We start from the raw sequence: 16,339 nt of genomic DNA, 5'->3' as shown, positions 1-16,339 counted from the left end.
GGCAACCTGTTGGAGGTCGGGTATCCCCCTCGATGCGCCCGGTCGCGCCGACTGGACAAGGAGTGGGCGTGGTGCGACCTGGCACGGCAGTACCTCGTGTTTCCGAACCCGGCATTGTCGGTGGACGGTCTGTCTCTCCTGGCCAGGAGCTTCCCGGTGGTCAGACATCACGTGGCACTGTCATCGGCGGGGAGGGCCAGGGACAGGCCCAGGGACGAATGCCCATGGGCGCCGGACCAGCTTTCGGTGGCCCGGCCGGGTCGGCCGGCCGTGGATCGGGTGTGGCAATCGGCCGGCGTTTGGCCACGGAGCCTGGTGGGGTCGTCGGGGGCGGTTCCGCACGGCGTCCCGGCTCGGCTGGAGAATTCACCTCTGGTGGAACGGGCTTGGTCCGCAGTCGCCCCGCGATGGATGGTAATCCGTCGACCCAGGGGAGCCGAAGCTACGGCTTCCCCGGGACCAGCCCCATTGGGGGTGCCACAGAGAGGCGTGCACAAGGCGGCCGGCGTCCTGATTACCTGGTCGAAGAAGAAGAGACCTGGTCACAGGGCAATCGACGGATTGTCCCACCAGTCATTGACTGATTCACGGAAGGGACAGGAGGACGGACATGCGTCGCGGCGAGGGCTTTGGGTCTGGTACGCGAAGAGCTGCTGTGTGCATTATTGCTGCGCTCTGTGCTCTTGCTGCATCTGCTCTGCCGACTGAAGCAGACACGATTCGCTCTCAGCAGTGGTACCTGGACGCGATGCATGCCGATGAGATGTGGTCGACCAGTACTGGAGCCGACGTAACCGTGGCTGTCATTGACAGCGGGGTCGACGCGACACGATCGGACTTGCGGGGGCAGGTTCTCACCGGGAAGGACTTTTCGGGGCGAAGCGGGGATCCGGGCGCCGATACCGATGGTCACGGCACACGGATGGCCTTGTTCATCGCAGGGACAGGCAAGGGAGAAGGGGCCTTCGGGCTGGCCCCTGGTGCGAAGATTCTGCCGCTTCGTGTCGGTGGGGTGCAGAATTTCAAGGAGCAGGAAGCTGCGATTACGTCTGCGATCCGGTACGCCGCCGACTCGGAAGCTAAAGTCATCAACATCTCCATGGCAGGTCCTGAGCAGTTTTCAGGTGAGGTCGATGCCATCAACTATGCGCTGTCCAAGGGGAAGCTGGTCTTCGCAGGAGTAGGGAACACGGGTGACAAGGGCAACCCTGTGCAGTATCCCGCAGCGACGAGAGGGGTCGTCGGCGTGGCTGCGGTCGATCGTCAGATCAAAGCGGTTCCCTGGTCCCAAAGAGGGCCTCAAGTGGCCCTTGCAGCCCCAGGCGCAGACATGGTGGCGCCATGTACGGACGGTACCAGCGGCCTGTGCGCAGGTGATGGCACCAGCGACGCCACCGCCCTGACCTCCGCCTCTGCCGCCCTCCTCTGGTCCGCTCACCCCGACTGGACCGCCAACCAGGTCCTCCGTGTCCTGATTAATACCGCCGGTGGCCCCAAGAGCGGCGAGAAGCGCAGCGACTCCATCGGCTACGGCGTCGTCCGCCCCCGCATCGCCCTCCAGAACCCCGGCGACCCCGGCCCCGCCGATGTCAGCCCCCTCCCCGAGCTCGCAGCGGCGAAGCCACCGGCCCCCGGCGCAACGGGCGGTGGTGGGGACTCAGTGCACCGGCAAGCGGCGGAGCCCGAGAAGGACAGCGATGGTTTGTTCTCCCAGCGCAACGTACTGGCCGTAGGCGTAGCGACAACGGTGATCCTCGTTGCGGGGGCGTCTGTCCTCTTCACTCGTCGACGCAGGGCATTCCCCAAGTAACCGACACCGGCATGGCAAGAGCCTCCTCACCCCTCTTCCCCTTCCCCCCTCCAGGATTCACGATGACGGACGCCCAACTTCAGCAGCCAGCCGCGGAATCGCGAATACTCCTGGCCTCCGCCGCACCCAGCGGCGGAGGCAGCGGCACCCACAAAGCGAGTGTCACGCCGTGGATCACCGCCGGAGGCGTCGCGGATGAGTTGCATCAGGACATGGGCACCGCGCTCGGCGACCTCGGCCATGCGCACGACGGGATGAAGGCCGGCACCACCGGCTTCGCGAGTGCGGCAGCGCTGAGCGCGATCCTCGGCACTTGGGAGACGCGCCTTGGCGCGGTCCGCAGCGAGTGTCAGAGGCTCAGCGGCAATCTGAAGAAGGCCGGTGCCAGCTTCGGCGAGAACGAAGCCGCCGTGAAAGCCTCATTCGAGGCCGTCCGCAGCAGCTCGAAAATCGACGACTACTCAAAGGGCCGGTGACCGCGGTGGTCACCATCGATGAGCTGAAGAACCTGGACACTTCCAAGTTCACCAAGGCGGCGGAGGGCTGGAGCGCGGTCAGTAACCGCGCCAGCGCGGCACGAGGCCGTGTAGACCACGACATGGTCGCCAGACTGGGGGCTACCCAGCAGGGCGCTGCAGCTGATGAGGTCAGGAACAATCTGGGGCGGCTCAGCAAGAACTACCAGTACATCCATGCCGAGTGCGGCATGGTACGCACGGCACTCACGGGCCTGGCCGAAGAGCTTGTAGTTCCCCAACGCAAGCTCAAGCAGGCGCTCGAAGACGCTCAGGCCCTGAAGTTCACGGTCAAGCCCGACGGCTCCGTCGAGTTTCCCAAGAGCCCGTCGACGCCGTCCCCACTGCTTCCCGTGCCGGCTGCACCAGGGGCCATGCCGTCCCTGCTGAAGCCCGACAGCACTCCGGACCCGAACCAGGCCAGGGCCCAGGACATCGCCAATCGCATCGGCGATGCCCTCAAGGAAGCGGCCGAAATCGATGGCCGCTACGCCAGGGTTCTGTCCAAGCTCCAGGCCGACCCGAGTCTGGAGAAGACCGACTGGTCGGATGTCGTCCAAGACATCAAGGAACTGCGCGCTGCTACAGGCAAGCACTTCTCCGGTTCGAAGATTCCCAAGGGCAAGTCACCCAAGCAGAACGCCGAGTGGTGGAGGAGCCTGTCCCAGGCGGAGCGAGATGAGTACTCGGTGCTTTACCCGGAAAGCATCGGCCGATTGGACGGTTTGCCTTCGCCCGTCCGTGACGAAGCGAATCGAATTGTGCTGGCCGAAGCTCATCTTAAGGCCCAAGAGGATCTGAAGGAGCTTGAGGAGAACCCGCCGGGCAAGTACGCTCGGCGATACAACCCGATAACCGGTCTCCCTATTCAAGGGGGTGGCCCATGGGAGGAATGGGAAACCAAGAAGAAGGCCCTCAAGGAACAAATATCCGGCATGAAGGCAGTTCAGGACAGGCTTGATCAGGTAGGGGAAAATGGGCTTCCCGATGCTTACCTGTTGGGTTTTGATTCCAAGGGTCTTGGGCGTGCCATAGTCGCCAATGGAAATCCCGATACCGCCGACCATACGGCTGTCTATGTTCCCGGTACCACAGCTCGATTGAGCGGCGCGGCCGGGGATATTGACCGGATGGCAAGACTTTGGGCAGCCAGTAAGGCAATGCCGGGCGATCCGTCGGTCTCGACCATTACGTGGATCGGTTACAGTGCTCCTCAGAGTGCTTATCCCACCCACAATGGCGACCTCGTTCCCGAGGCGGCGTCAAAGTCGTACGCACATAGGGCGGCGCCGATCTTGAGCCAGTTTCTGGATGGTGTTCAAACGGCCCAGGGCGGCCCCGACGCGAGCCATACCACTGTTATTGGCCACAGCTACGGGACAACTGCGGTGGGAGCTGCTTCCATTAAGGATGGGCTGGGGGCTGACGATATTATCGCGGTGGCTAGTCCGGGGATGCTCGTCGGCCATGCCAGCCAATTGGATGCTCCTAAGGGGCATGTGTGGTCCGAAGCTGCTTCTTTGCTCAACGACAAGGTTCCCATCGGAGGGAAGATAGTGGGGCTGGGTGGTGACAGTGATATTTCGCCATATATTCCAGATCCGGAAGCCAGGCGAATAACTCAAAACGTCCCTTCCGACCGTGACTTCGGAGCGAATATTATGCAGACCGACTCCGAGGATCACGGGGGTTACTGGGAAAAGAACTCCATCAGCCTTCAGAATCAAGCGGCTGTGGTGACCGGTAATTACGGCTCGGTGACGCGTGACTAAAGGTATCCAGGCCAAGAGGGGAATCAGGTTCCACAGTGTGATCGCTGTGCTCTCGGCCGCTTTGCTTTTCGCTTCAGGGTGTGGAATGATGGATAATTCCAAAAAAGTGGACAGATCTGCGGATGTCAAAGATGTCGATATGGCGCGACAGGAAGCCAAGGCGCTCTCCAGCGAGATTTTTGATGCCATAGGGCTAAAAGGTCAGACGAGTGCTACTTGGCCCGGGGTTTTGCGCTGCGAAGAGGACTCCCGTCATCTGTACAAGATTCATCATCCGTGGTCTGTCTGGGGCGTTCCTGAAGAGGATATGGAGCGTTCGATGGAGCAGCTGAAAGAGGCGCTTCCAAAGCGGGGATGGAAGCTTGTCAGCTATGGGCGAGACAAGAGCCTGGCGCAGAATCTAGAGTTGGTGGCAGATTCAGCCAAGTCAAAATTCTCCGTCAATATTACCTTCATGGACAAGAGGAGATCCGCCCAGTACGACAGCCCGAAGGCGAGTAAAGAATCCGGAATCCTGGTAACCGTTGTGTCGGCGTGTTTTCGCGTACCTGACGGAAAGGTTGTAGATCAATACTGAACCTTCCGGACCCTGGGAGCAGATTTTTTGGGCAGCACTTCGCCAGTGCACCGAGAAGTGGTGGATGTGGGACGTGCCGCACACATCAGCGGTGGGCGCCGGGCATCGGTGAATCGGGGCGCTTCTGGCCGCTGCCGCGCATGTGGCTCGCTTCAGCGTGATTCGCGGGGTCGGGGGAGTGGGTGAACGGTTCGGTGATTCCTGTGGTGATCGCGTTCCTGGGCATCCTGGGCACGCTCGTGTCGGGGCTCATGACGCAGCGGCTCGCGGAGAAGGCCAAAGCCAAGGAACTGGAGCACGCGGAACGGCAGCGTGTGGACGAACGGCGGTACGAGGCGGAGAGCGCGGCTGCCGAAGCTCTTCGGGCCTGCTACGTCATGCTGAACACCGCCTCCCTCGACTACCACTCCGAGTTGAACAACTTCTGGTACTCACTCCAAGCCGGCTGTGCCACCGATGAGCTGCGGTCGCGCCTGGATGACGCGCGGCGCGAGCATCGCGCGCGGCACTCGGAGGCGCAGATGCGTGTACCGGACGACGTGCTGACCATCGCCCACGAAGTCAACCTCGGGCTCAGTCGGTTGTACGGGGTCCTCAAGCGCCTCGACGGCGGGATACCGCCGCGGCAAGAGGACGAGTCTCTGGAGCAGGCTCGTACTCAGATCAACGGGGCCTGGGATCAGCTCAACGAGATGCGTCGCGTCATGCGACGGAGTCTTGGCGTGGCCCCTTAGCCCTTGGCGTAGTTCGTGGCGCCCTGCCAGTCGATCATGACGCAGGGGGCGTCGCCGAGGACCCAGGCGTCGTGGCCCGGTGGGCAGATCATGCAGTCGCCCGGGCCGAATTCCGCCTCTTCGCCGTCGTCCATGACGACCTTCATGCGGCCCGAGATGACATAGGCCGCGTGGGCGGCCTGGCAGCTGTCGGTTCCCACGATCGGCTTGACGTGTTCGGACCAGCGCCAGCCCGGTTCGAACGTTGCCCGGCCCACCGAGCCGCCGCCCAGTTCCACCAGCTCCATTCGCCCTTTGTCCCCCTGGAAAGGGCGGATTTCTTCTGGCGAAGTGAAGCTCTTGCGTACGAGGCCGGCCATGGCGTGCTCCCCTCGGCTGCTGATCTGCCGTTTCGACGATGCCATGGGGAGAGGGTGGCGGCGAGCGGCGCGGGGCGGGTGGGTGATGGCTGCCGACCTTGAGACGGTGGCTTGGCGCGAGGCCAATGAACTGGAGGAAGTCGAAATCGACGCGCCCCGCATGCCGCTCGGGCTGGACGGTCTGCGTGCCAAGCGTGACGCTCAGCGTGGGCTTCCCGGGCTCGGCGCCCTTGCCGGCAGGGAGGTCGTTTACCTGCGGCGGCGCTGGGACGGCGAGGATAGCGATGAAGACTTGGCCGTCTATCTGATGGAGATCGGGGCCGATGGGCGCCGGACCCGGCAAGTGGAGCTCGCCGAGGACGGGAGTGCCGTCAGGAGCGGGCCCGACGACTGGCCGTTCAATCCGCCGATCGTCGACCGCTTCGACCCGGAGCTGGTGGGTCAGGAGATCGGCCGCGATGAGTTCGAGGAGCAGTAGGTGCGTGCCCGCCAGGCGGACGCCGATCTGTAAGCGCGTCTTGAGGCCGGAAGTCGGGTGCACGAAGTCGAGTTCGAGGTCTCCGTCACCGTCGGGTTCGGGCCTCCGGTCCCCTGCCCGGCTCATGGCCCCCACGTGGTGGCTTCGGGCGGACTCGGCGGTGATGACCGTTGGACCGTGGGTGAACGATCACTTCCGATCTGAGTATCCGGACTCATGTCCTCTTCGGCCTGTCGTCATAAGGTCCTCGTCGAGACTGCGTGAGCGATCTTCACCCCCCGCCCTCCGAGAGGAATCCCATTCCATGACGACGCCGCCACCTCAGCCGCCCCAGCCTCCAGCGGTGCAGCCGTACTCGGCACCGCAGTCGCACGGACCACAACAGCCGTACTACGGCACGCCGTACGCGCAGCCTGGAGCATGGGGAGCGCCTGCGCAGCCTGTGGCACCCGCTCCTCGACGGCTCGGCCCCGGGGCGATCGTCGGGATAGTCGCCGGCGTGGTGCTGGGCTTGCCTGCCCTCGGAGGGGTCCTGTCGTACATAACCTCCTACGGCCAGGACCACCGGCACCAAGCGTCTTCTCCTGCGTCCGGTCGCGATGGTGGCAAGGAATCCGAGCGTTATCGGCTCTCTGTGCCGCGAACCCTCTTGGACGGCCAGTACACCCTGGTCAAGGACCTCAGTCAGACCATGGACGACAGCCTCGCGGACGAGAGGAACGGCAGGAACGAGCACAATATGAAGACGGTGGGAGGTCAGTACACCGCCACTTCGGGCGAGGGGCAGCAAACGCTCATGGCCGCCGGGTCCTACGGAGAGATCGACGACCCGCAGCGCGCACTGGACAGCACGTTCCGGGGCATGAACGAAAACGAAGGTGTTACGGTCACCACGCCCGCCAGAGAGTTCACACCACCCGGTGCCCAGGAGCCCCTGTCCTGCGAGGTGTATGCCTACACCCGTTCCGGGCAGTCCGGTTCGATATCCGTCTGCGGTTGGAGTGACCGCAGCACCGTGGCCACCGTCTCGGTCCTCAACGGCGGACCCGTAGACCTCGACGAACTGGCGATGAAGACCTCGCGCATACGTGGCGAGATGCGAGTGCTGGGGGACCAGGGCACCCGCTGACCTCACGAGCGTCTACAGCAGGTGGTCCAACTCGCCGCGCTTCGCCGCCTCGATCAGGTTGCTGAGGCCCTGGTGGGTGGTGGTGATCAGCTCGGTGGGGTGCGTCGTCTCGCGGAGGACGGGGGTGCCGGTGGCCGTGTGGCCTATCTGGAGACAGGTGTTGCCGCCGTTGCCGCCGCATAAGGGTTCCTGCCAGCAGATCTCGCTCATCTTGTCCTCGTGTTCAGATTCGTTGGGCAATGCTGTGGATGAAGTCGCGTGTCTGGTCCTCGGGAAGGCCAAGTGCCTCCATCCTGTCGAGCAGTGCCTGGTAGTCCGCAAGGTCTGAGCGGGAATCGATGAAGGTCGAGCCGTGAAAGCTGTCGAGCTGAACGGTATCCAGCTGGGGGACTGGCCCGTCGGCGTAGAGGATCGGTTGGCCCGGGCCGGCGAAGCCGCCGACTTCGAAGGGGATGACTCGGATGGTGATGTTGTCCCGCTCGCTCATGTGGAGGAGGTGGTTCAACTGGTTGCGAGTGACCCTCGGGCCGCCGAACTGGATGTGCAGAGCCGCCTCGTGAATGATCGCCGTGAATTTCGGCGGGTCCTTTCGGAGGGTGAGGATCTCCTGGCGCCGCATGCGGTGGACGGCGCGTCGTTCGACGTCGTCCGGGGGTAGGGAGACGAGGGAGCTCTGGAAGAGCGCGCGTGTATGTTCGGCGGTCTGGAGAAGGCCGGGGATGTGCATCATGACGAGCATCCGCATCGCGACAGCATGGTGCTCCAGCTCGGCCACGTCCATGAACGATGGCGGGAGTAGCGTCCGATACGACTCCCACCACTGGTTGTTGCGCTCCTTGGCCATGGCGGCCAGGGCGTCGATCAACTGGCCGTCTACGCAGCCGTAGTGGCTCGCGAGAGTGCGGGCCCGGTCCGGGCTGATACCGAACCGGCCGGACTCGATGTTCGGGATTCGGGTGCGGTTGACGCCAAGGAGCGCTCCGGCCTCCTGCGTTGAGAGGCCCGCTGCCTCGCGGAGCTTGCGGAGCTCGATGCCGAGTCGGCGTTGACGGACGGTGGGATCGCTTCTTGGTGGCATGTCACCTCTCTCCGTAGGGCCACAGTCTGCCCTCCGGAGGGCAGCACGATCCATCTGGAGAACTGTTTTCCATAGGTGGCGCAACGTAAGCGCGGATGCGCTACCGTCGGTATCGCTCGACTCACACGCCGTGGCGCCGGAAGAGCACCGCGTGAGCATGCCCGCCCTCCCTGGGGTGAGGTGTGCTCGCGCCCAGGGAGGCGGGCCACCGGTCGTCGTCCGCGCGTGAGCGATCAGAACTCCCCACCATTCGAACGTGCTTGGAGTCCGCGCATGAGTACTCCTCATCGCTCCTGCCTGCCCGAATCCCGTCCGGCCGCGCCCCCGCTCCCTCCCACCCGCGCGAATCTCAACTACTCCCTCGGTCTCCCCGGAGGTTCCTACTGTCTCGGCATGGCCCGCACCGTCGTTCAGCGCCTGCTGACCGAGCACGGCCTCGACGGGCTCGCCGAGCTCGGGGCCCTGGTCGCGTCCGAACTCCTCGGGAACGCCTATACGTTCACCCCGGGGCGTGAGGTCAGCCTCGCCGTCCGCTGGCGCTTCGGCGTGCTGCGGCTGACCGTGTTCGACGAGCACCAGGAGCACGCCGTCGAGGCCGGCAAGGCGTGCCGGGCGTACCGGCGGGAGGCGCTGGCCATGCTCGAATCCGTGGTCGGCGAGTGCGGCGGACTCGTCGGGCTCGCGGCGGCGGAGAGCCCTCTCGCCGGCTGCAGGCTGTGGACCGTACTCCCGCGAGAGGCGGCGGAGCGTTATGCCGGGCTGTGAGGCGGGGGTGGGGGAGGTTCGTTGCGGTGTCGGGCGGCGCTGCCGGACGTGTGGAGTGCGGCGGTTCACCGATTACGGGGGCCTGCGGCCGCCCGGTCTGCCGCAGGCCGTCGTACCCGCCCCGCGCGACCGGAGTGCCGCCGACCGCGCGGCGGCCCGGTGCGTGGCCGAACTGCTGAGCCGGGGGAGGTGGTGGAGCCTGCGGCGTCGCGTTGCCCTGGAGCTCCCGCAGGGGGCGCCGTGTGCCATACCCGAGCCGGTCGCGTCAGTCGCGAGGTGATCGCAGCACCCGGCTCCGGCGCCTGCCGGGCCGGGTGCTCCCCGTTGTGCCGGGTGCGTCATCGTTTCGTAGGGTACGCACGACATGGGGGCGCGGAACCGTCGTAGGGATGGGGCGGCTCCTGCGAATGGGTCATGGGTCATGCGTCATGGGTAATGGGTTGAGTGTGATGAGCAGCGGGACGGCGGCGCCGGTCAGCGCCGAGCAGATGGTCGCCGAGGCGCGCAAGGCGTTCTTCGTGATGTTCGCGTTCCTGGCCGTCGTCTGGGCGGTGCAGCTGGCGAACTGGGCCGGGGACTACGGGCTGTCCAAGGGCTACTCGGTGATCTCCGGCGAGCCCGGGCGGCTGCCCGACATCCTCGCCGCGCCGTTGCTGCACTGGAGCTGGGCGCACATCGAGGCCAACTCCGGGCCGCTGTTCGTGTTCGGTTTCCTCGCCGCGTATCGCGGGGTGGCGCGGTTCTTCGGGCTGACGCTGCTGGTCGCCGTCGTCAGCGGGCTGATGATCTGGTTCTTCGAGAGCCCCGGCGCCGGGACGGCCGGGGCCAGCGGGCTGGTCTTCGGGTACTTCGGGTACGTGGTGGTGCGCGGCTTCTTCGACCGGCACCTGATCGACAGCCTCGTCGGCGTGGTCATGGCGGCGTCCTTCGCCTACATCTTCACCGGCGTCCTGCCCGGTACGCCGGGCGTGAGCTGGCTGGGGCACCTCGGGGGTCTCATCGGCGGCGTCGTCGGCGCCTGGGTCTTCCGCGACCGGCGGGCGAAGACGGCGCAGCAGTCGAAGACGGCACAGAAGCCGAAGACGTCGCAGGAGTCGAAGATGTCGCAGGAGTCGAAGGCGGCGGGATCCACGGCCGTGGCGAAGGGCGTCGACGGGCCCCGTTCCGCGTTGTACAAGGAGCTCGACGACCTCGGGTTGCTGTAGCGGCCGTAGCCCCGCACATCCGCTGAGCGTGGTCCACGCTGACGCAGTCACGCAGTGTCTGAGTACGTCCGTACGAGCGCGCTCCCCGGCTGAGTACGCCGACGGATACGCCCGCCACCGCGCCCCGCATAGCGTCGGCCGCATGGCAACGAACACTACGGACATCGACCCCGGCAGCGACCCCACCACCCTCGTGCTGAAGTACCTCGGCGGGGTCGTGCTGTGGGTCTTCGCGGCGTTCACGTTCCTTCTCCTCCCCCTCAACGTCATGGCCAGCGACGGCTGCTTCGACGGGGACACCCGCGCCATCTGCACCGCCGCCGGGCAGAACGCCGTCGCCTATATACCGATGGTCACCGCGCCCGTCGCCGGAGTGCTCGGTACGTACGGGCTGACGGCCCAGGGCGGCAGGGGTAAGGGGGCCTACGCCGTCGCTATGGGGATGCTGGTCGCCGCCTGGGCCGTGGTGTCCGCTATCGCTGGGTGACCCCGGAGTCGCTCGAACGGTGCCCGAACAGTGCTCGATAGGGTCGTGGCCATGGGGTTGTGGAACACGACAGGCGCGGCAGCAGGGCAACGACCCGGGGGCTGGGCGCCGCGGGCGGCCGTCGCGCCGTGGCAGGCGCCGAGCGACGTCGAGCAGAAGCTGTACGAGGCGCGGGTGCGCGGCGACTGGGACGCGTACTTCCATGTGCTGGCCGAGACGAGGCTCTTCCTCGCCGTCCCCCGGGCGAACGCCGACGCCGAGACCCGTACCGTCCCCTTCGCCCCCTACTGGAACCCGCAGACCGGCACCCCCTGCCTCGCGGTCTTCACCGAGGGGATGCTGCCCGCGCCCGTCGAGGACCCCGTCTTCTGCGGATACTCCCTGGGCTGGTACGCCCGCGTGTGGGAACCCGGCGACCCGCCGTTCCTGGTGGTGAACCCCGGCAGCCCCTGCGAGGCCGCCATCCCGGCGAACCCGGCGGGCCGGGAGATCTGGCAATGGCACGCCGAGCGCGTCCGTACGTCCACCTGCGGCTGCCCGGACCGGCGTGGTCAACTGCGTGCCCTGACCGTCGGCGGCCCGCTGCACGGCCCACTCGCTCAGGGTCTGGCCCTCACCGCCCTGCTCTTCGTCGACAACGGTGAGCTGTGGAATGCCATGGCCTACCACTGGGGCGGCTACTTCCACGCGAAGGACCGGCTCGAGCAGGAGTGGGGTTTCACCGACCGGGAGGGCTGGCGCAGAGTCCAGGAAAGGCTGCTGGACGCCGACATGGTCGACGGCCCGTGGGAGTTCGCCCTCGGCGTCCGCCGTGCCATGGCGATGGACTTCCCCGGACTCGTCGACGTCGAGCACTGGCGCCGGGCGGCCGAGCGCGTCCTGCGGCGCAGGGCCGAGCAGGCGGGGGAGACCCGGATCACCCTCGAAGGCGTCACACGGGGCGAGGCCCTTCCCGAGGAGGAGGTCGAGGGGTACATCGCGGAGATCCACCAGCTGATCGGGCGGATCGCGCGCTACGAGGCCCGCTTCCGCGCGGACGGTCTGCTCGCGGAGGGCGCGTACGTGCGGACGGCGGCGGCATGGGACTACGGGCGCGCCGCCGGGATGGCCCGCTGGGGGCTGGCCGCGCGGTACTGCACCCTGCACGAGGCCGAGGAGGCGGTGCTGCGCGCCGGGATCGCGGCCAAGGCCGCGTACGGTTCGTGGGAGGAGTTCTCCGCCGGCTACGTCCTCGGGCGCTGCCTCCACTTCGACGAGGAGAAGTTCGGCAGGTGGTACGAGGACGCGCTCGCCGCGCACCGCGTGCTCACCACCGACCCGGCCAGCCCCTGGCTGAACATTCCCTGGGCGCAAAACCGCTGAAACCGCTGGAGCCACTGAAACCGCTGGAGCCACTGAAATCGCTGGAACCGCTGAACCAGAGGCCGTGACTGGAATCGAACCAGCGTAACTCGCTTTGCAGGCGAGCCCCTAAGCCACTCGGGCACACGGCCGGGTGGGAGCGTTGCGCGCCTCCCCGACGGCTACGACCTTACGTTCACCCCGGCCCCGCTTCAATGGTGCGGAGGCCACTGTCATATGGCGGACATGCGCCAGTCACGCCCGCGCACCACGAGTGCCCGAACGCCCTCACGCGCTCACTCCCCGCAGGAACTCCTCCACCAGCGGACGGAACATCTCCGGCTCGTCGACCCACGGGTAGTGCCCCACCCCGTGCAGCGGCCGCACCACGCCGCGGGGGAAGGAGGCGGCGACGAGTTCGCCCGCGCGCATGCCCGTGACGGCGTCCAGGTCGCCCGTCACGACCAGCGCCGGGCAGTGGACCTCGCGCAGGCCGTGGAGGAGGGCCAGGCGCAGGGGTTCGTCGACGCCCTGCCAGAACGCGGCGCGGGGGACGGGGTTGAGCTGGGTCGGCTCGGTGGCGGCGTGGGCGCGTTGTGCGGCGTCCCAGCGGCCGTAGGCCATGGGGGCGGCGCGGCGGAGGAGGGAGCGGACCTCGACGAGGTCGTCGGCGTCGCGCAGGGAGTGGACGGCCACGTAGGCGTCGACCCACCAGTCCTCGGTGCTGCGGGACTCGAAGATCTCCTCGGCGTCCGTGGGGAGTTCGCCCTGGAGGCGGGAGCCGGGGGCGACCAGCACGAGGTGGGTCAGGTGCTCCCCGTGCGCGGCGGCGTAGGCCTGGGCCGTGGCGCAGGCGGCGTCGTGGGCGAGGAGGGCGAAGCGTTCCAGGCCCAGGTGGACGCGGAGCGCCTCGACGTCCTCGGCGAGGGCGGGGAAGGCGTAGCCGGCCACGTCGGGGGAGGGCGGGGAGGCGCCCGTACCGCGGCCGTCGGGGAGGACGAGGGTGTGGTGGGCGTCCAGCCCGCCGAGGTCGCCGAGGTACGCGGCGTCGCGGCCGGGGCCGCCGGCCAGACAGACGACGGGTGGGCCGGCGCCCTCGCCGAGGACCCGGTAGGCCAGCTCCACCGAGTCGTATGAGGTGTAACGATGCATAAGTCCACCATGCCGGAAATGTTGATTGATCCAGAAGTAAGCCACCCCTCCCCACCCCCCTATCCCAAATTCCGCTTATGATTCCGGCGTGTTCGACTCCCGGCACATCAAGACCTTCCACGCGGTCGTCACCGCGGGGTCCTACACGGCCGCCGCCCGGGCCCTGGGGTATACGCAGCCTGCGATCACCCAGCAGATGAAGGCCCTCGAACGCGCCGTCGGCACGCCGCTGTTCACCCGGGTCGGGCGGAGGATGCGGCTGACCGAGGCGGGTGAGGCCCTCGCGCGGCACGCGGAGGTCATCCTCGACAGCCTGACCGCTGCGCAACGGCAAATGAGCTCCCTGACCCGGCTGCGCGCCGGGCGGGTACGGGTGTGCGCCTTCCCCAGCGCGGGGGCCACCCTCATACCCGAGGCGCTGGCCCGGCTGGCGGCCGACCACCCGGGGGTGCGGGTCGAGCTCCAGGAGGGCGAGCCACCGGACTCGCTGCGCCGGCTGGTGCGCGGCGAGTGCGACATCACCCTCGCCTTCACCTACCCCGGCCTGCACGAACAGGTCCCCGACGAGCTCGTCGAGATACCGCTGTTCGAGGACCAGCTGACGGTGCTGCTGCCGATAGGCCACCCGCTGGCCCGCCGCCGTGCCGTCAAACTCGCCGACCTGGCGGAGGAGCGCTGGATCGCCGGCTGTCTGCGCTGCCGCACCAATTTCCTCCACGAGTGCGCCGAGCAGGGCTTCGCTCCGGACATCGCGTTCACAACGGACGACAACCTCGTCGTGCAGTCGCTCGTCGCCGAGGGGCTGGGGGTGGCGATGATGCCGGGGCTGGTGTTGTCCTTCCTCCGGCACGACAAGATCACCGGACGGGCCCTCGACCCGGCCTGCCGGCGGCAGGTCTCCGCCTACGTCCTCCGCGAGCACCTGCGCATTCCGGCCACGGCGCTCGTCCTCGACGAGCTCAAGGCCGTCGCGGCGCGGCGGGTCGGGTGCTGAGTTCCCGTTCCGGGTGTCCATGTACCCATAAGCGGGTGTTGGCGGTCGCGTAAAGAACTGTCGTTGGACGTGATGGATCGGGCGCCCCGACGCTGCACCCATGACCACCCCCACCGCACCCCCGACGACAGCGGCGACGGCGACAACGACGACGACAGCGACGACGACAGCGACAGCGACGACCGCGCGCCTCGGCCGGCTCGTCGACGAGATCCGTGAGACCGTCGGTCGCGGTCTGGCGCCCGACGCGACGGCCTACCTCGTCGGCGAGCGCCTCGCGGCCCACCTCGGCGCCCCGGACCTGCTCACCCCCGCCCAGTGCGAGGGCGACCCCGACCGCTACCGCCAGCACATCCTCCACGCCGAGGCCGACGGCAGCTTCTCCGTCGTCGCGCTCGTCTGGATGCCCGGACAGCGGACCGCCATCCACGACCACGTCTCCTGGTGCGTCACCGGCGTCCACCAGGGCACCGAGAGCGAGCGCCGCTACCGCCTCGTCCCCGACGTCCCGACCGCGCGCCTGATCGCCACCGAGGACGTGGTCAACCGGCAGGGCGACGTCTGCGGCTTCGCGCCGCCCGGCGACATCCACCGGGTGCGCAACGCCTGTTCGACCGTCGCCATCTCCCTCCACGTCTACGGCGCCGACGTCTCCCGGCTCGGCTCCAGCGTGCGGCGCGTGTACGACCTGCCCGCCGACGAGTTCTGATGGCGGTCGTCGACTCCCGGACCTCCGCCCCCACGGCCCCCACCGCGTCGGGCGCGCCCGTACGGTCCGTCCTCGGGCCCGTACGCGGAAAGCTGCCCGGGCTGGCCATGGCCGCCGTCGGCGTGGCCCTCGCCTGGGGCACCCACCGGCTCGTCCCCGCCGTTCCCATGCTCACCGCCGCCGTCGTCCTCGGCATCGCCGCCGCCCATCTGCCCGGCGTACGGGCCCGGGTGCGGGGCGCCGGCAAGCCGGGGCTGACGCTGGCCGGGAAGCGGCTGATGCGCGTCGGCATCGTGCTGCTGGGGCTCAAGCTGAGCCTCGACGACGTGCTCGGGCTGGGCTGGGCCACCGTCGCGATGGTGGCCGCGGTGGTCGCCGCGACCTTCTTCGGGACGCTGTGGCTCGGCCGCCGGCTCGGGCTGCGCGGCGACCAGCCGCTGCTGATCGCCACCGGCTACTCCATCTGCGGGGCCTCCGCGATCGGCGCGGTCAGTGAGGTGTCGGGCAGCGACGAGGAGGACGTCGCGACGTCCGTGGCGCTGGTGACGCTGTGCGGCACGCTCGCCATCGCCGTACTGCCGCTGCTGCACCATCCGCTGGGGCTCGGCGACGCGGAGTTCGGACGGTGGGTGGGCGCGAGCGTCCACGACGTCGGGCAGGTGGTGGCGACCGCGCAGACCGCCGGGCCCGCCGCCCTCGGCGAGGCCGTGCTGGTCAAGCTGATGCGGGTGGCGCTGCTGGCGCCGCTGGTCGCGGCGGTGGCGGTGTCCGTACGGCAGCGCCGACAGGCCTCCGTGACCGGTGCCACCGGGGCCACGGGTGCCACCGGCGCCACGGGCAAGCGGCCCGCGCTCGTTCCCCTCTTCGTCCTCGGCTTCCTCGCCACGGTGGCCCTCCGCACCACCGGGTGGCTGCCCGGCGGCGCGCTGGACGCGGCGGCGCACACCCAGGAGCTGCTGCTCGCCGCCGCCCTCTTCGGGCTGGGCAGCGCGGTGCACCTGCCCTCGCTCGTACGGACGGGCGGACGGGTCGCGGCGCTGGGGCTGTGCTCGTGGGTGGTCGTCGCGGGGGTGTCGTACGGGGGTGTGCTCCTCACGATGTGAGGAGTGCGGTGAGGGGTGGGGGGGGGGGGCGGGGGCGGGGCCCCCCCCCCCCGGGGGGGCCCCCGCCGGCCCCCCCCCCCCCCCCGGGGGATTTTTTTGAGGGGCCCGGCGCGCCGGGTGTTATTTTTTTG

General features: G+C 67.9%; 19 protein-coding genes and 1 tRNA gene. 15 read left to right on the top strand and 5 right to left on the bottom strand.

What is annotated here, in order from left to right; translation table 11 throughout:
• Positions 1 to 610 precede the first annotated feature (610 nt).
• The 5 genes from ACFYZR_RS30795 (at position 611) to ACFYZR_RS30775 (ending at position 5,408) form a co-directional block, all read left to right on the top strand.
• The gene (locus ACFYZR_RS30795; RefSeq protein WP_391916366.1) at positions 611 to 1,810 is read left to right on the top strand and encodes a S8 family serine peptidase; all 1,200 of its coding nucleotides are present in this window, start codon (positions 611 to 613) and stop codon (positions 1,808 to 1,810) included.
• A 62-nt stretch (positions 1,811 to 1,872) separates the two neighbouring features.
• Positions 1,873 to 2,286 carry a hypothetical protein gene (locus tag ACFYZR_RS30790; protein ID WP_391916363.1) on the top strand — a complete coding sequence of 138 codons (414 nt, stop codon included), beginning with the start codon at positions 1,873 to 1,875 and terminating at the stop codon, positions 2,284 to 2,286.
• A complete protein-coding gene (locus ACFYZR_RS30785; protein WP_391916361.1) occupies positions 2,283 to 4,097 on the top strand; it encodes an alpha/beta hydrolase in 1,815 nt (604 codons plus the stop codon). Before ACFYZR_RS30790 ends, ACFYZR_RS30785 begins: the two co-directional genes overlap by 4 nt.
• Positions 4,098 to 4,134: 37 nt before the next feature.
• The gene (locus ACFYZR_RS30780; protein WP_391916358.1) at positions 4,135 to 4,674 is read left to right on the top strand and encodes a hypothetical protein; all 540 of its coding nucleotides are present in this window, start codon (positions 4,135 to 4,137) and stop codon (positions 4,672 to 4,674) included.
• 182 nt (positions 4,675 to 4,856) lie between these two features.
• Positions 4,857 to 5,408 (top strand): hypothetical protein, encoded by a 552-nt coding sequence (locus ACFYZR_RS30775; RefSeq protein ID WP_391916356.1) that lies wholly within the window; start codon positions 4,857 to 4,859, stop codon positions 5,406 to 5,408.
• On the opposite strand, the gene ACFYZR_RS30770 is transcribed toward ACFYZR_RS30775, so the two are convergent.
• Positions 5,405 to 5,767, bottom strand: a complete 363-nt coding sequence (locus ACFYZR_RS30770; RefSeq protein WP_391916508.1) for a cupin domain-containing protein — start codon at positions 5,765 to 5,767, stop codon at positions 5,405 to 5,407. The genes ACFYZR_RS30775 and ACFYZR_RS30770 overlap by 4 nt on opposite strands.
• An 85-nt stretch (positions 5,768 to 5,852) precedes the next feature.
• Between ACFYZR_RS30770 and ACFYZR_RS30765 the strand changes: the two genes are divergently transcribed.
• Both ACFYZR_RS30765 and ACFYZR_RS30760 read left to right on the top strand, forming a co-directional pair.
• Positions 5,853 to 6,245 carry a hypothetical protein gene (locus ACFYZR_RS30765; protein ID WP_391916354.1) on the top strand — a complete coding sequence of 131 codons (393 nt, stop codon included), beginning with the start codon at positions 5,853 to 5,855 and terminating at the stop codon, positions 6,243 to 6,245.
• A gap of 499 nt (positions 6,246 to 6,744) precedes the next feature.
• Complete coding sequence (locus tag ACFYZR_RS30760; RefSeq protein ID WP_391916352.1) at positions 6,745 to 7,374, top strand: hypothetical protein; 630 nt, start codon at positions 6,745 to 6,747, stop codon at positions 7,372 to 7,374.
• 12 nt (positions 7,375 to 7,386) lie between these two features.
• Here ACFYZR_RS30760 and ACFYZR_RS30755 read toward each other — a convergent pair whose 3' ends face one another.
• The gene (locus ACFYZR_RS30755; protein ID WP_391916349.1) at positions 7,387 to 7,614 is read right to left on the bottom strand and encodes a DUF397 domain-containing protein; all 228 of its coding nucleotides are present in this window, start codon (positions 7,612 to 7,614) and stop codon (positions 7,387 to 7,389) included.
• Positions 7,598 to 8,452, bottom strand: coding sequence for a helix-turn-helix domain-containing protein (locus tag ACFYZR_RS30750; protein ID WP_391916346.1), 855 nt, complete (start codon positions 8,450 to 8,452; stop codon positions 7,598 to 7,600). The genes ACFYZR_RS30755 and ACFYZR_RS30750 overlap by 17 nt, the downstream gene beginning before the upstream one ends.
• Positions 8,453 to 8,845: 393 nt before the next feature.
• Between ACFYZR_RS30750 and ACFYZR_RS30745 the strand changes: the two genes are divergently transcribed.
• The 5 genes from ACFYZR_RS30745 to ACFYZR_RS30725 all read left to right on the top strand — a co-directional run bounded on the left by ACFYZR_RS30745 (position 8,846) and on the right by ACFYZR_RS30725 (position 12,271).
• The gene (locus ACFYZR_RS30745) at positions 8,846 to 9,217 is read left to right on the top strand and encodes an ATP-binding protein (RefSeq protein WP_391916343.1); all 372 of its coding nucleotides are present in this window, start codon (positions 8,846 to 8,848) and stop codon (positions 9,215 to 9,217) included.
• Positions 9,204 to 9,497 (top strand): DUF6255 family natural product biosynthesis protein, encoded by a 294-nt coding sequence (locus ACFYZR_RS30740; RefSeq protein ID WP_391916340.1) that lies wholly within the window; start codon positions 9,204 to 9,206, stop codon positions 9,495 to 9,497. Before ACFYZR_RS30745 ends, ACFYZR_RS30740 begins: the two co-directional genes overlap by 14 nt.
• A gap of 169 nt (positions 9,498 to 9,666) precedes the next feature.
• The gene (locus ACFYZR_RS30735; RefSeq protein WP_391916337.1) at positions 9,667 to 10,422 is read left to right on the top strand and encodes a rhomboid family intramembrane serine protease; all 756 of its coding nucleotides are present in this window, start codon (positions 9,667 to 9,669) and stop codon (positions 10,420 to 10,422) included.
• A 142-nt stretch (positions 10,423 to 10,564) separates the two neighbouring features.
• Positions 10,565 to 10,909, top strand: coding sequence for a hypothetical protein (locus ACFYZR_RS30730; protein WP_391916334.1), 345 nt, complete (start codon positions 10,565 to 10,567; stop codon positions 10,907 to 10,909).
• Between the two features lie 51 nt (positions 10,910 to 10,960).
• Positions 10,961 to 12,271, top strand: a complete 1,311-nt coding sequence (locus ACFYZR_RS30725) for a DUF1266 domain-containing protein (RefSeq protein ID WP_391916332.1) — start codon at positions 10,961 to 10,963, stop codon at positions 12,269 to 12,271.
• Positions 12,272 to 12,330: 59 nt separating this feature from the next.
• On the opposite strand, the gene ACFYZR_RS30720 is transcribed toward ACFYZR_RS30725, so the two are convergent.
• A tRNA-Cys gene (locus ACFYZR_RS30720) sits at positions 12,331 to 12,402 on the bottom strand.
• A 136-nt stretch (positions 12,403 to 12,538) separates the two neighbouring features.
• Positions 12,539 to 13,402, bottom strand: coding sequence for an alpha/beta fold hydrolase (locus ACFYZR_RS30715; protein ID WP_391916329.1), 864 nt, complete (start codon positions 13,400 to 13,402; stop codon positions 12,539 to 12,541).
• 88 nt (positions 13,403 to 13,490) lie between these two features.
• Between ACFYZR_RS30715 and ACFYZR_RS30710 the strand changes: the two genes are divergently transcribed.
• The 3 genes from ACFYZR_RS30710 to ACFYZR_RS30700 all read left to right on the top strand — a co-directional run bounded on the left by ACFYZR_RS30710 (position 13,491) and on the right by ACFYZR_RS30700 (position 16,208).
• On the top strand, positions 13,491 to 14,396 hold the full coding sequence (locus ACFYZR_RS30710) for a LysR family transcriptional regulator (protein ID WP_391916326.1): 906 nt from the start codon (positions 13,491 to 13,493) through the stop codon (positions 14,394 to 14,396).
• 100 nt (positions 14,397 to 14,496) lie between these two features.
• Positions 14,497 to 15,105 (top strand): cysteine dioxygenase, encoded by a 609-nt coding sequence (locus ACFYZR_RS30705; RefSeq protein ID WP_391916323.1) that lies wholly within the window; start codon positions 14,497 to 14,499, stop codon positions 15,103 to 15,105.
• The gene (locus ACFYZR_RS30700) at positions 15,105 to 16,208 is read left to right on the top strand and encodes a YeiH family protein (RefSeq protein ID WP_391916320.1); all 1,104 of its coding nucleotides are present in this window, start codon (positions 15,105 to 15,107) and stop codon (positions 16,206 to 16,208) included. Before ACFYZR_RS30705 ends, ACFYZR_RS30700 begins: the two co-directional genes overlap by 1 nt.
• Positions 16,209 to 16,339: the final 131 nt, after the last annotated feature.

Origin of the sequence: Streptomyces sp. NPDC001678, assembly GCF_042892945.1 — a bacterium.
Classification (GTDB): Bacteria; Actinomycetota; Actinomycetes; order Streptomycetales; family Streptomycetaceae; genus Streptomyces.
The sequence above is the reverse complement of the archived record's forward strand: the minus strand, read 5'-3'. Positions and strand labels throughout refer to the sequence as shown.